Source organism: Actinosynnema sp. NPDC050436, assembly GCF_040655415.1.
Taxonomy (GTDB): Bacteria; Actinomycetota; Actinomycetes; order Mycobacteriales; family Pseudonocardiaceae; genus Actinosynnema.
Map to the genome: position 1 here is coordinate 255,926 of NZ_JBFAJV010000006.1, position 13,708 is coordinate 269,633.

At 75.0% G+C, this 13,708-nt stretch carries 8 protein-coding genes; 1 reads left to right on the forward strand and 7 read right to left on the reverse strand.

Annotated elements, in window-relative coordinates; translation table 11 throughout:
• On the reverse strand, positions 1–990 hold the full coding sequence (locus AB0I60_RS18005) for a malate dehydrogenase (protein WP_360731158.1): 990 nt from the start codon (positions 988–990) through the stop codon (positions 1–3).
• A 160-nt stretch (positions 991–1,150) separates the two neighbouring features.
• Here AB0I60_RS18005 and AB0I60_RS18010 point away from each other — a divergent pair, with 160 nt between their 5' ends.
• Entirely contained in the window at positions 1,151–1,756 is a 606-nt protein-coding gene (locus AB0I60_RS18010) for a pentapeptide repeat-containing protein (RefSeq protein ID WP_360731160.1), read from the forward strand.
• A gap of 46 nt (positions 1,757–1,802) precedes the next feature.
• On the opposite strand, the gene AB0I60_RS18015 is transcribed toward AB0I60_RS18010, so the two are convergent.
• The 6 genes from AB0I60_RS18015 to AB0I60_RS18040 form a co-directional block, all read right to left on the reverse strand.
• Positions 1,803–4,670 (reverse strand): TNT domain-containing protein, encoded by a 2,868-nt coding sequence (locus AB0I60_RS18015; protein ID WP_360731162.1) that lies wholly within the window; start codon positions 4,668–4,670, stop codon positions 1,803–1,805.
• Positions 4,671–4,753: 83 nt separating this feature from the next.
• The gene (locus AB0I60_RS18020; protein ID WP_360731164.1) at positions 4,754–6,268 is read right to left on the reverse strand and encodes a TNT domain-containing protein; all 1,515 of its coding nucleotides are present in this window, start codon (positions 6,266–6,268) and stop codon (positions 4,754–4,756) included.
• Positions 6,265–6,735 (reverse strand): hypothetical protein, encoded by a 471-nt coding sequence (locus AB0I60_RS18025; RefSeq protein WP_360731166.1) that lies wholly within the window; start codon positions 6,733–6,735, stop codon positions 6,265–6,267. The genes AB0I60_RS18020 and AB0I60_RS18025 overlap by 4 nt, the downstream gene beginning before the upstream one ends.
• The gene (locus tag AB0I60_RS18030) at positions 6,698–12,802 is read right to left on the reverse strand and encodes a glycohydrolase toxin TNT-related protein (RefSeq protein ID WP_360731168.1); all 6,105 of its coding nucleotides are present in this window, start codon (positions 12,800–12,802) and stop codon (positions 6,698–6,700) included. Before AB0I60_RS18030 ends, AB0I60_RS18025 begins: the two co-directional genes overlap by 38 nt.
• A gap of 23 nt (positions 12,803–12,825) precedes the next feature.
• On the reverse strand, positions 12,826–13,143 hold the full coding sequence (locus tag AB0I60_RS18035; RefSeq protein WP_360731169.1) for a WXG100 family type VII secretion target: 318 nt from the start codon (positions 13,141–13,143) through the stop codon (positions 12,826–12,828).
• The gene (locus AB0I60_RS18040; protein WP_360731171.1) at positions 13,140–13,646 is read right to left on the reverse strand and encodes a YbaB/EbfC family nucleoid-associated protein; all 507 of its coding nucleotides are present in this window, start codon (positions 13,644–13,646) and stop codon (positions 13,140–13,142) included. Before AB0I60_RS18040 ends, AB0I60_RS18035 begins: the two co-directional genes overlap by 4 nt.
• Positions 13,647–13,708 lie beyond the last annotated feature (62 nt).

Genomic DNA, 13,708 nt, shown 5'->3' on the forward strand with positions numbered 1-13,708 from the left:
TCAGATGAGGCCGAGGCCCCGGACCGCGTCGCGCTCCTCGACCAGCTCGGCCACGGAGGCGTCGATGCGGGCGCGGGAGAACTCGTCGATCTCCAGGCCCTGCACGATCTCGTACCGGCCGCCCTTGGCGGTCACCGGGAACGACGAGATCAGGCCCTCCGGCACGCCGTAGGAGCCGTCCGACACGACCGCCGCCGACGTCCAGTCGCCCTCGTCGGTGCCGTTGACCCAGGTGTGCACGTGGTCGATGGCCGCGTTCGCCGCCGACGCCGCCGAGGACGCGCCGCGCGCCTCGATGATCGCCGCGCCGCGCTTGGCGACGGTCGGGATGAAGTCGTTCTCCAGCCAGGACTGGTCGTTCACGGCCTGCGCCGCGACCTGGCCGCCGACCTCGGCGTGGAACAGGTCGGGGTACTGGGTGGCCGAGTGGTTGCCCCAGATGGTGAGCTTCTTGATGTCGGTCACCGCGACACCGAGCTTCTTGGCGAGCTGCGACAGCGCCCGGTTGTGGTCCAGGCGGGTCATCGCGGTGAACCGCTCGGCCGGGACGTCGGGCGCGTGCTGCTGCGCGATGAGGGCGTTGGTGTTGGCCGGGTTGCCGACCACCAGCACGCGCACGTCGTCCGCCGCGCCCGCGTTGATCGCCTCGCCCTGCGGCTTGAAGATGCCGCCGTTGGCCTCCAGCAGGTCGCCCCGCTCCATGCCCTTGCTGCGCGGGCGCGCGCCGACCAGCAGGGCGACGTTCACGCCGTCGAACGCCGTCTTGGCGTCGTCGGTGATGTCGATGCCGGACAGCAGCGGGAACGCGCAGTCGTCCAACTCCATCGCGGTGCCCTCGGCGGCCTTCACGGCCTGCGGGATCTCCAGCAGGCGCAGGCGCACCGGCACGTCGGGGCCCAGCAGGTGGCCGGAGGCGATGCGGAACAGCAGTGCGTAGCCGATCTGGCCGGCCGCACCGGTGACGGTGACGTTCACGGGCGTGCGGGTCATGAGCCTTCCCGAATGACGGTCGAACTGGCTTCAGTCCTCGGGCACGACCACTAGGCAGGCTGCACCTGTCAGCGGCGGTCTCTACTCCGGGACCGGCGCACGGGCGGTTTTGCCCGACGCGGTGAGGTTACCAACCGTTGAACGATGACAAGGTGTGACAGTGGACATCATCGGAGCGGACCCCGAAGTGGGCGAGGACTACGGCGACGCCGTGCTGGCCGGGCAGCGCTGGGAGGGGCGGTCGTTCCTGCGCTGCGACTTCACCGAGGCCGACCTGCGCGGGCTGGTGACGTCGAACTGCACGTTCACCGAGTGCAAGTTCGACCGGACTGACCTGGGTGACTCGTCGCACACCGCCACGGCGTTCCGCTCGTGCCGGTTCGACCGCGCGGTGCTGGCCTCGGCGGCGTTCCGGTCGTGCACGCTGCTCGGGTCGGTGTTCGCGGAGTGCGGGCTGCGCGGGGTCGTGCTGGAGGAGACCGACCTCACGCTGGTCGGGCTGTCCGGGGCGCTGCTGCGCCGGGCGTCGCTGCGCGGGTTGCGGCTGCGCGAGGCCAACGTCGAGGGTGCCGACCTGCGCGACGCGGACCTGCGCGACGCCGACCTCACCGGCGCGCGGCTGCGCGCGGGCAAGTTCGACGGTGCCGACCTGCGCGGGGCCCGGCTGAGCGCGGACGCCCTGGTGGCCGCCGACCTGCGCGGGGCGCGCGTGGACACCGGCACCGCGATCGCCTTCGCCGCCGCCCACGGCCTGCGGGTGGACTGAGCGCCGAGCCCCCGGTGAGCCCCGGGCGGGGCTCACCGGGCACTGCTCAGTGCGCGGGTGCCTCCTGGTTCGCCACCTCGACCAGGACGCCGTCGGCCAGCATGTCCTCCACCGACTTCGGCATCAGGTAGGCGGTGCCGCCGCCGGGCTGCTCGAACCACGGCACGGCCACGCCGGTCAGCACCTCGACCGGGCGGCGCAGGCGGTAGACGCGGTACGGGCGGTTGATCCAGGACGGGACCAGCGACCGCTCCGCGAACGGCGTGCCGGCGGCGTAGACCAGGTTGCCCGCGCCGTCGCCGAACCGGTCGACCTCCAAGCCCACCGGCAGCTCCACCATCTGCTTGTGGCGGAACAGGGTGAGCGGCGGCTCGCCGTTCATCGGGGTGATCGGCCAGTTGCGGGACTTGGGCGGTTCCAGGCGCTCCGGCGGGGTCTGCCGGCGGTCGTCGCGGAAGCCGTTGTTCGCCGGCGGGCGCTGCTCCTCGCGGAACCCCTCGGCCTGCGGGCGCTCCTCGCGGAAGCCTTCGGCCGGCGGGCGCGGGGGTTCTTCGCGGAACCCCTCGACGGGCGGGCGCTCCTCGCGGAAACCCTCGGGGACCGGCGGTCGCGGGGCCTCCTCGCGGAAACCCTCGACTGGCAGGCGCTCCTCGCGGAAACCCTCCGCCTGCGGGCGCTCGTCGCGGAAACCCTCGGGGGCCGGCGGGCGCGCGGGCTCCTCGCGGAAACCCTCGGCCGGCGGGCGCGGGGTGCGCGGCGGCGGGGGCGGCGGCAGCGGGCGCGGGACCCGGCGGCCGGTGAGGACGAGCTTGCCGACCAGGTAGGCGGCGGCGTCCTCGACCCGCTCGAAGCGGACCGGGTCGGTGGGGCCGTGGTCGAACCACGCCACCTCCCAGTCCGGGCCCTCGGTGCGCAGCACCCAGGTGCGGTCGGCCGGCTCGCCGAAGCGGTACGCGGCCGGTGGCACGTCCAGCTCGTCCAGCGCCCGGCGGACACCGGTCAGCTCGCGCTCCTCGTCCGGCGTGACCTGCCTCGGCTCGACGGCCCCGGGCTCGTGGTCGGGTTCGTGGTCGGGCTCGTCGCCCTGCTCGTGGTGCTGCTCGTGGTCCTGCCCGTGCCCGTCGTACCGGTCGTCGGCGAACCGGTGGTGGTCCGGCCGGTCGTCCGCGACCTGCGGCTGCTCCTCGAACCCGCCCTGCTGCTCGAACCCGCCCTGCTGCTCGAAGCGGTCGCGCTCCTCGAACGCGGGCTGCTCGGCGTACTGCGGGTCCGAGTACTGCTCGGTGAACGGCTGGTCGGTGAACGGCTGCTCGGCGGCCTGCTCCGGGCGGTCGAAGTCGGGCTGCTCGTGGTGGTGGCCGTTCTGGTCGGCCCGTGCCACCGGCACGTCCGCCAGGTCCAGGTCGTCCTCCGCCGCCTCCCGCACCACGGGCTCGTGGGCGGCCTCGGCGGCGGCCGGCCGCGCGGGCTCCTCCTCCGCGAACGGGCTCCACGTCCCGGTCTCGTCCTGCCCGGTCTCGTCCGGCTCGCGGTCGTACGTGGTGACCGGCGCGAACAGGTCCATGCCGTCCACGTAGGACTCACGCCGGTACCGGTCGTCGATGACCGGGCCGTCCTCCTCGAACCGCACCCGGTACGGCGGGCCGTCCTGGGCGTAGTCCACCACGTCCGACTTGAGCTCGGTCGGGTGCGCCGGCTCCTCGACGGTCGCCGGCGGGTGAACCCCCTGGTCGGAGTGGTCGCGCTCGCCGGTGTGGTCCCGCTGGTCGGCGTGAGCGCGGTCGTCGGCGAGCAGCTCGGGCAGCGGGGCGGCGACCGTCGCGCCCACCTCGACCGGCTCGTCCCGCTCCGCGAACGCGGGCTCGTCGTACCGCCGGCCCTCGAACTCCCGGCCGCCGGCCTGGCCGCCCTCGAACGCGGCAGCGTCGAACTTCGCGGTCTCGAACTGGCCGCCGTCGTGCGGCCCGCTGTCGTGCGCTCCACCGTCGTGCGGCCCACCGTCGTGCGGCCCACCGTCGTGCGGCCCACCGAACGCCTCGAACGCCTCGGGCTCCGGGACCTCGGCCACCGGCACGGGGGTGTCGCGCGGCGCGGCGGGGGCGCCCAGGTTGGCGGCGGCGGCGACCCGGGCGTCCTCGGACACCTCGGGCAGCTCGTAGTCGTTCGCCCTGGCCCGCTCCACCAGCTCCGGCTCGGGCGGCACGCCGTACGCGCGCAGGTAGTAGCCCACCGCCGCCGGCCAGACCCAGTGGCCGTCGGTCTGGAACGCCACCGGCACCACGGCCGGCGCGTCCGGGTTCAGCACGTCGGCGTCGAAGCCCCGGCCGACCACGGCGACCGGGGCGCGGTCCAGGTAGTCCATCAGCAGGTCGCGCTCGGCCTCCGGCACCGGCGGGCGGTTGACCGAGGGCCGGCCGCCGGGACCCGCGCCGTCGAACACCCGGGCCGTGCGGAACCCGCGCGGCTGCTGGGCGGGCGGCGGGGCCTGCGCCAGCCTGCGGCGCAGCCAGTCCGGCACGTTCTCGTCCGTGCGCGGGAAGAACCGCATCTCGTCCTGGTACGCCTGCGGCGGCGGTGGCACCTGCCACGCCGGTTCCGCGCGGTCGAAGTCCAGGTTGTAGCTGGACGGGTGGTCGAGCTGGTAGCGGGCGTTGGACCAGCTCCCCCGGCCCTCCCGGTACATGCCCACGCGCAGGCGCGCGAACAGCCCCGCCACGTCCTGCGGCGGGGACCAGACGCGCATGGTGCCGTCGGCGGACCGCACCTCGGCGACCAGCTCGGCGTACCGACCGGTCGCCCGGTACTCCGCCGTCACGTGCCGCCAGTCTTCCGGGGCGGCACGCATCAGCGTCAGGCCGATCTGCTTGACCAGCGCGTCCTGCTCGGTCGGGTTCAACGGCTTCGGCTCGGACACGTGCACCATCTTCCCCCGCGACTCCCCGTGGCCGCACCTGACCCCGCTGCGCCGAACGGACTAACCACGCGGTGCGACCGAGGCTAGACCTCCTGCGACGGCGGCCCGCTGCTCACCCCGGGCACCTCGACCAGGCTGCCATCGGCCAGCAGTGCGCGCACTGCCTGCGCCAGGAAGTACCCGGTGCCGCCGCCGACCTGGCCGAACCACGGCACGGCCACGCCCTTGAGCGCGGGCACCGGCTTGACCACCCGATACACGTGGTAGCGACGGTTCAGCCAATCAGGTGGCAACGATCGGTTGCCGTACATGGTCCCGGCCGCGTAGACCAGGTTGCCGGTCTCCGCGCCGAACCGGTCCAGCTCGGTGCCCGGCGGCACGACCACGGCTTCCCGGTCGCGGAACAGCGACAGCGGCGGCTCGTCGTCCAGCGGCTGGATGTCGGCCACCGGCCGCACCTCCGGTGCCGCCGCCGGACCGCCGGACCGGGCCGCGTCCAGGTCGTCGCGCCACAGCAGCTGCGCGAGCAGCGCCTTGGCCGCGTCCACCGCGTGCTCGTAGACCCTCGGCCGGCCGTGCGGACCCCGGTTGGCGTCCCAGAACTGGACCTGCCAGCCGACCGGACCGGGCGCGGGTTCCAGCACCAGGGCGTCCGGCTTCGGCTCGACGATGCCGTACTCGGCCTCCCCGACGCCGTAGTGGTCCAGCCGGGCCTTGAGGTGGTCCAGCGCCCGCTGGTCCACGTCGGTGATCACGCGGGGGGTGTGCGCGGGCAGCGGCGCGCTCTCGGCCCGGCCGGTGGCCACGGCCGTGGCGGCGGCCTCGGCGGCCGGGTCGACCGGCGGCACCGCGTAGCCGTTGTCCCGGATGTGCTGCACGAGCTGCGGCACCGGGGCGATGTGGTGGTTGCGCAGGTAGTAGGCGACGCCGCCGGGCCACACCCAGGTGCCGTCGGTGTGGAACGACAGCGGCACGGCGGGCGTCGCGTCCGGCTTGAACGCGTCCGCGCCGTAGGACCGGGCGGCCAGCACGACCGGCGCGTTCTCCAGGTACGCGAGCAGGTCGTCCAGCTCCTGGGGGTGCACGCGCGGCCGGTCGTGCACGGGCACGCCCGCCGCGTCCACGCCGTCGAACAGCGGGGCGGCGACCAGCTCGGACGGCGGGGCGGGCGCGTCGCCGCCCAGGTGGGCGCGCAGCCAGTCCGGCACGGTCTCCCTGGGGTGCAGCTCCAGCTCCTCCGCGTAGGCGGCGGCGGGCGGCGGCGACGTCCAGGCCGGCTCGTGGTCCCGGTCGAACTCCACCGAGTACGTGTCCGGGTGCACCAGGTGGAACTTCAGCGAGAACCAGGTGCCCCGGTCCGGCCGGGCCATGCCCTCGCGGAGCTGCACGAAGAACGGCAGCGCCTCCTCGGGCAGCCGCCACGGGAACGAGCCGCCGAACATGGTCAGCCCGGACGCCTCGGCCTCCACGTACCGGCCGACCACCCGGAAGTCCACGAAGAGCTGCTCCCAGTCACCGGGCAGCCGCTGCACCAGCAGCGTGGTGACCGAGCCGAGGATCGCGTTCTGGTCCTCGACGTCCAACCTCGGCGCGGTCATGCGTTCTGCTCCTCGGTAGCGGCCTCGGCCAGCCGGGCCCGCAGCCAGTCCGGGACGAAGGACTCGTCCCGGGGGAAGACCAGCAGGTCACGGGCGAAGTCGGCGGCGGGCACCGGCGGCTCGAACCTCGGGTCGTGGTCGAAGTTGTAGGTGATGTCGATGCGGACCGGCGCGTTGACCACGCACCGGCAGGAGAACCACGCGCCCCGGCCGGGCTGGTAGAGGACCTGCCGCATCTCCTGGAACGCCTGCGTCAGCCCGTCCGGCGGCAGCACCTCCGGCGTCGACCCGTCCGGCAGGTACACCGTCAGCGCCAGGTCCTGCACCGCGACCGTCATCTTCACCAGCAGGTCGATCCGCCGGAAGTCCTCGGGAGCGGCCGTCAGCAGCAGGCCGCCGATGCGCTGGAGCAGCTCGTCGTGCCGCTGCTCAGAAGTCGGCCGGCCAGAGGGCTGCGTTGTGCTCATTGGGGTAGCTCCTGACGTAGATCTCGGTCGTGCCGTCGGCGAGCGTCACGCGCCACCGGGTCTGGTAGGTGTGCGGGTGCCGCTGGAGCGGGTCGCGCAGGGCGAAGGTGTCGATGATCTCGACCGTACCGCCGGCCTTGATGAACTTCGACCGGTCCCGCTCCATCCGGTGCCAGGTCTCCTCCGAGGTGAACGCCGGCCGGCCGTTGCCCTGGTTCTGGTCGCGCTGCTGGCTCGACTGGTTCGCCGCCTCGGCCGGGAAGCCCAGCTCGTTGCCCTGGTGGTGGCCGCCGTCGGACAGCTTCTTGCCGTTGCCGTCCACCTCGCCGTGGTTGCCGACCTCGATCTGGGCGCTGCCGTCCCGGCGGATCGCGCCGCCCGAGGAGATGTCGGGCCGGCCGGTGGTGGCGACCGTCTCGCCGTCCCCGTTCGTGCGACCCCGCCACATGCCGTTGTCGGCGGTCAGCGTGGCGTTGGGCAGCGGCAGGTTCAGGTCCGGGCTGAACGGGCGGAAGGTGTGCAGGTGCGACACCGCGCCGTCGTCGCCGGTCTGGAACGTGCCGTAGCCCTGCTTCTGGTGGTCGTCGAGGGTGAACCGGGTGTTCGGCGGCAGGTCCGGGCGCGACGAGAAGGGCGCGGCGTTGCCGAACGGCGCGGTGACGGCGGCGACCTGGGCGGGCGTCCAGTGCGCCGGGGCACCGCCCACGACCTGCACGGAGTACTGGTACTCGCCGTCCACCCTGGTCCGCACCTGCTGGAGCCGGACCTCGCCGCCGGTCGGTGCGGGCCAGGTCTGCGCGGGCTGCTCGGCGCGGCCGAGCCCGTAGAAGCCGTCCGAGGTGACCTGCGCGCCGGCCGGGGCCTGGGCGATCTCGTTGTTGACCCGGCTGCGCTGGCCCGAGTGGGTCTCCTCGAACACCACGTGCCCGGCGTCGTCGGTGATGAACCGGCCCCGGTGCTGCCCGTGCTCGTCGGTGACGGTGTAATCGGTGTTGGCGTCGTGCACCTGGCCGGGCCGGCTGAACGGCTCGCCCTGGCCCAGGTCGCCCACCGACCGCTGGTGGCGGGCGTCCGGCGCGGTGCCGTCCACCGCGTTCTGCGGGTGGCCGTTCGCGTCGGTGGTGAACTCCTGGTGCAGCGGGCCCCGGTCGACGTTGTAGTTCGCGCCGGCGACCGGGTGGGTGACCTCCGGGTTGCGGGTGTCGCCCAGGAACTCCGGCGCGGCGATCCACCTCGGCCGGCCGTCCGCGTCGGTCTGCACCGTGCCCCGGTGGTTGCCGTCCGTGTCGTGGACCTCCAGGCGGGTGTCCGGCGGCAGGTCGGTGCGGGCGGTGAACGCCTCGCCGGGGCGCGGGGCCAGCGGGTGGTCCGGGCCGACCACCACGCGGCCGTTGGCCGGGGCCGGGGGCGTCTCGATGATCACCGTGCGCTGGACCGGGACCTCCTGGCCGCCGATCCGGACGGTGTCCTGGGTGGTCTGGCGGGTGCCGTCGGCGTTGGCCACGAACGCGTCGTGCCGGTGGCCGGTCTCGACGCGGTAGTGGGCGTCCGGCGCGGGGTGCCGGACCTCCGGGTTGTCGCCGTGCCGGGTGTTCGGGGCGATCGCGTCGACGTGGACCCGGCCGTCGGCGTCGACGTGCACGACCGTGCGCACCTCGCCGTTCGGGTCCTGCACCTCGATGCGGGTGTCGCGGGGCAGCTCGCGGCCGTCGAACAGCGACTGGCCCTCGCCCAGCCGGACCGTCTCGCGGTGCCGGGTCTCCGGCTCCTGCCACGGGGTCTGCACCTGCGGCTCGACGTCCTGGCGGCCCCGGTGCGCCTGGTCGTCGGTGGCCAGGTCGCCCTTCGGCTCGTGGCCGGGCGGCATCCCGTGCTCGCCGACCGGCGTGCTGGAGCCGTCCGGGTCGAAGGTGTGCCAGCCGCCGTCCGGCGGGATCCTCGGCCCGCCGGACTCGGCCGGCGAGCTGGCGTAGAGGTTGCCGTGCTGGTCGGACCACGCGAGCGCGTCCGGTGCGGTGACCGGCTGACCGGTCTCCCGGGCCACGTGGGAGGCCAGCGAGTTCTCCCCGCCCGCGCCCGCGTCGCAGCCGACGAACGTGATCGGCCGGTTCGCCAGGTCGGGGTGGTTGGTGATCAGCTCGACCAGCTCGGACCGGGTGTAGTGGGTGTCGCCGATCCGGACGCCGTCGCCGTCGGTGTGCACGTCGAGCACCGCGTGCCCGTCCGTGGCCGGGATGCGGCCGGACAGGTCGCGCAGCCGGTCCTCCGTGTGCAGGGCCACGCCCGAGTCGGTGACCTGGCTGTTCCGGATCGCCTGGTCGACCCGCTGGGACACCTCGCCCAGCGGGATCGGGCCGTGGTGGGCGACCGGGCCGAGGTCGGGGTTCGGGGTGTGCGTGGCCGGGCCCTCCGCAGGCGCGTAGCCGTCGAACGCGCCGTTGCGGGCGTCGGCGACGGTGGCGGCGTCGGGCCGCAGGACGTTGCCGTCGCGGTCGAACGTGCCGAAGTCGGGCGCGAGCACCCGGCCGTCGGCGGGCGGGACGTCCACCTCGCGCATCACGCCGAGGTCGAGCAGGCGCTGCACGCTCATCTGCCCCGTGGCGGGGTCGACCAGGGCGGGGTTGACGACCGGCTGGAGCTGGCGCGCGCCACCGGGCTGGTCGAACGCGGGGGCGACCTGCGCCAGCTCGACGGTGAGCGGGGCGTCCAGGACGTAGACGTGGTAGCCCTTGCCCATGCTGTCCGGCAGGATCGCGCGCTCGCCGAACCCGTAGGGCTGACCGTCCGGGCGCAGCGGCGACAGGAAGTCGCCGTTCGGGCTGCCGAACCGGTCGAGGACCGTGCCGGCGGGCAGCTCCACCACGACCCGGGGGCCGTCCGCGCCCTGGTTCGCGGGCCACGCGATCGACCCGTCCGGGTTGGAGTGGGCGTCGATGAACGGCTGGTAGCTGCCGTGCGGGCCGTAGGGCTGGTAGGTCGGCTCGATGATGGCGGCGGCGCGCTGGTCGTAGGTGCCGACCTCGCGGTCGGTGGGGCCGGTGCTGTCGTGGACCGAGTGGTAGGGCCCGTCGTGCGAGAAGCCCGGCACGACACCGGCCGGGTTGCCCCAGACCCCCTTGTGCGGGAACGGGTCCGTCGCGGGGGCGGGGGTCGCGTCGGTCGGGGCTGCGTCGGTCGGGGTCGGGTCGGTCGGGGTCGGGTCGGTGTCGGCGGGCCACTCGTGGCTGGACGCGGGCGAGTGCTCGTCGCCGGGTGCGCCGACCGTGTCCGGGGTCGCGTCGGTGACCGGGCTGTCGGTGACCGGGCTGTCGGTGACCGGCGTGGTGTCGGTCGGGGTGTCAGCCGGGCTCGTGTCGGTCGGGGTGGTGTCGACCGGGGTGGTGTCGACCGGGGACGTCTCGGGCGTCGGGGTCGGTCGGTCCGTGGTCGGCGTGGAGTCGGCCGGGGGCGTGTCGGTGCCGCGCGAGGCGGGGCCATCGGTGCCGCGCGACGCGGGTGCGTCCACGCCCCGGGAGGCGGGGGCGTCGGTGCGCGGGGCGGTGCCGAGGTCTGCTCGGGGGGCTGCCGGGGCCTGGCTCGGCGTCGGGTTGGGCGTCGGGCGCGGGGCCTGGGCGTCCGGGCGGGTCGGGGGCGTGCCCGGCTGGTGGGGAGTCGAGCCGGGGTGGTGCGCCGGTGCGCCGGGCTGGTGACCGGGGCCGGAACCCGCCGGTTGCGGGCCGAAGCCACCGGGTTGGGGCCCGAAGCCGCCGGGCTGGGGGCCGAAGCCCCCGGCGGGCGGGGCGGACGGGCCGCGCTGTTCGGGCATGGTCGGTGCGCCGTGCTGCGGCGCGCTGTGCTGCGGCGCGGGACCGGTGTCGCGGAACGGCTGGGACGGCAGACCGGTCACCGAACTGGCGCTGACCGCGTCCGTGCCGTGCACGGTCCGCTCGTGACCGCCGGGGTTCGGGTCCGAGAAGAAGCCGGACGACGTCGGCGCGGAAGGCCCACGCCCACCACCACCTCCGCCACCGCCGCCGGGAGGAGGCGCGAACCCGCCACCGCCGGCCATCGGCGCACCCATGCCACCCGCCGACGCCGGACCCGCAGCAGGTCCACCCGCAGCAGGCCCACCCACAGCCGGTCCGGACGCGGCAGGCCCGGTCGGACCCGCCGCCGGACCACCGGGGACCCCGCCGGCGGGAGCGCCTGCGGGCGGTGCCACGGGAGCCACCCCACTGGTCGGTACCGCACCGGGAACCGGCCCACCGGTCACCCCGGGCAGCGGACCCGCCCCCGGAACCGAACCGACCGGAGGCGAGCCGACAGGTGCCGACCCGGTGGGTGCCGAACCCGCCGGAGCCGAGCCGACGGGAGGCGAGCCGGCCGGAACCGAACCGACAGGAGGCGAGCCGGCCGGGGTCGAGCCGGAGGTGCTGCCACCGGGGGTCGACGCGCCGGGAGTGGCGCTGTGGCCGGGGGTGAAGGGCGAGCCGCCGGGGCCACCGCCCGGAGCGCGGCTGCTGGAACCGTTGCCAGGCGTGCTGCCGGAACCGTTGCCGGGGGTGTTGCCCGGCGTGCTGCCGGGGCTCGCGCCGGGGGTGCCCGGAGTTGCGCCGTGCGGGGTGCTGCCGGGGGTCGAGCCCAGGCCGGAACCGCCCGGGGTGGAGTGCGGGGTCGCACCGGGGACGCCTGCCGCACCGGGCACGCCGGCGGCACCCGGGATGCCCGCCGCGCCGGGGACGCGGGGCGTGCCACCCGGAGTCGTGCCGCCCGGAGTCGTGCCGCCAGGGGTCGCGCCACCGGGGCTGGTGCCGCCGGGGGTCGCGCCGCTCGGCGTGGGACCGCCCGCGCCCAGGCGGTTGCCGATCGACGACGGGCTGCCGCCGGTACCGGGGGACGTCGGCACGGAGCCGGCTCCCGGACGGGAGATCGGGGCGGTCGCCGGCGCGAAGCCCGCCGGTGCGGAGGTGCCGCCGGGCGCGGGTGCGTGGTCGCCGCCGACCCTCGGCGGCGCGGACACCGGCGTCGCCGGGGCGGGTGGGGCGGCCACGGAGGACGCCGTGGTCGAGTCGCCGCCGGCGGGGCGGTTCAGGCCGTCGCGGCTCACGGTCGGGCCGCCCGGGGTGGTACCGCCCGGGGTCGGGCCGCCGGGGGTCGGGCCGCCCGGGGTGCCGCCCACCGTGGGCGGTGCGGACACCGGGCCGAGGTTCGGCGGGCCGTCCGGGCCGCCGGCGTTCACCCTCGGCGCCTCGACGCTGATGCCGTCCTTCGCGCCGCCGATGCCGCCGGACACCGCGCCGGCCGACGCGCCCATCAGCACGTCGCGCGCGCTGATGTCCTGGCCCATCACCGCCGCCGTGCCGACCGTGGACACCGCGCCCTCGACCGCGCCGCGCGTGGCACCGACCGCCACCTGGCCGGCCAGGCCGCCGCCCTCGAACTTCAGGCCGCCGGACACGCCGCCGACCAGGCCGGAGACCGCGCCGGACACCGCCGCCTCGCCGGTCTTGCCCCAGTCCCAGTCCTTGCGCTCGCCGCTGAGCATCTGCACGCCCTGGATGGCGGCGTCGATGCCGACCGAGATGGCGACCTCTTTCAGGATCGCCAGGACGAGCTGCCGGAAGGTGAACTGCACGATCAGGCGGGTCGCCTGCTGGGCGATCGGGATGCCCGCCGTGGTCGCGCCGAAGGTGCCGAACGCGGCGGCGACCAGCGCGGCGATCTCGATGGCCAGCGCGATCAGCGACGCGATGATCGACAGCTTGGTGTACTCGACCTCCAGCGCGGTGTTGTCGCAGCTCTCGGCGAGCTGCTCGCAGATCTTCTGCAGCTTGGGCAGGTAGGACTCGTCGCCGTCGGCGAACTTCTTCCAGTACTCCTCGAACCGCTGGACGGCCTCGCCGGTCTGGCTGGCCATCACCGTCGACGCGGCCCCGTTGGCCTCGTCGATCACCGACTTCACGCCCTGTGCGGCTGTGCGGTAGGCGTCGGCCATGCGCCGCAACGCCGTCTCGTCACCCTCCGGCCAGCTCTGCCCGACCACGATCGGGAAGAGCCAGGTGACCTCGCTCGGGATCTCGATGCCCACCGCAGTGCCCCTCAGTAAGTCCGTCAGTAGGTCCGGGAGATCCCGGTCGCGTTGCCCTGGTCGACGCCCTCGTAGGTGTCGGCCGACTGCTCGACACCCGTCCGGATGTCCTGCAGCGCCTTCGCCAGGTTCTGGAACGCGTCGAGCGTGGCCGTGGAGTTGGGCACGTAGTTCTTGGCGAACGCCTGCCCCGACTCGTCGCCGCCCCAGCACTGCCCCTCGGCCTGGAGCGCGCCGCTGAGCTGCTGGAGGACGCCGTCGAGCGCGTCACCCGATCCGCTGAACTGGGCGGCGCCCCGGCGCATACCCGGGACGTCGACCTGGAACCCTCCGCCGGTCACCAGCCACTCCTGTCCAGGAAGCTCTCGCCGTCCTCGTCGTCGGGCCTCGGCGCGGGGGGCTGCCGCCGCGCCGACGGCGGCTGCGGCACCGGGGGCGGTGGCGGGATGAGGTCGGCGAGCGACGGGACGCCGGGCAGCAGCTCCGACAGGTCGACGCTCGCGCCCTGCTGGGCCGGCGCGACCACCTCGTTCAGCTCGGTGCGCGACCGGGCCACGGCCTGCAGGACCGTCTCGGTGGCCAGCCGCGCGAGCTTGTCCGGGGTGGTGCGCTCGAAGGCGTTGGCGGAGAACTCCAGCGACGTCAGCGCGCCCGTGGAGTCGACCGACGCCCGGACCGCGCCGTCCTTGGACACCGCCGTCGCGGTGATCGCCTGGACCCGCTCCTGGGTCTCGCGCAGCTGCGCCGTCTTGGTCTTCAGCTCGGCGAGGAGCGTGTCGACCTGCTCGCGCATGGCGGCGTTGCGGGCCTCCAACACTGCCCTGCGCCCGGTGGGATCGGTCACAGCTGTCCCCTCGCTCGTGCTTCTAGGAGGTGCTGACGCTAACCGAGGCCGTCGGGTTCCCA

Bases quoted from the DNA above. Each gene is read 5' to 3' on its own strand.
- AB0I60_RS18020 (WP_360731164.1), bottom strand. From the start codon at position 6,268: ATGACCGCGCCGAGGTTGGACGTCGAGGACCAGAACGCGATCCTCGGC.
- AB0I60_RS18005 (WP_360731158.1), bottom strand. From the start codon at position 990: ATGACCCGCACGCCCGTGAACGTCACCGTCACCGGTGCGGCCGGCCAG.
- AB0I60_RS18025 (WP_360731166.1), bottom strand. From the start codon at position 6,735: ATGAGCACAACGCAGCCCTCTGGCCGGCCGACTTCTGAGCAGCGGCAC.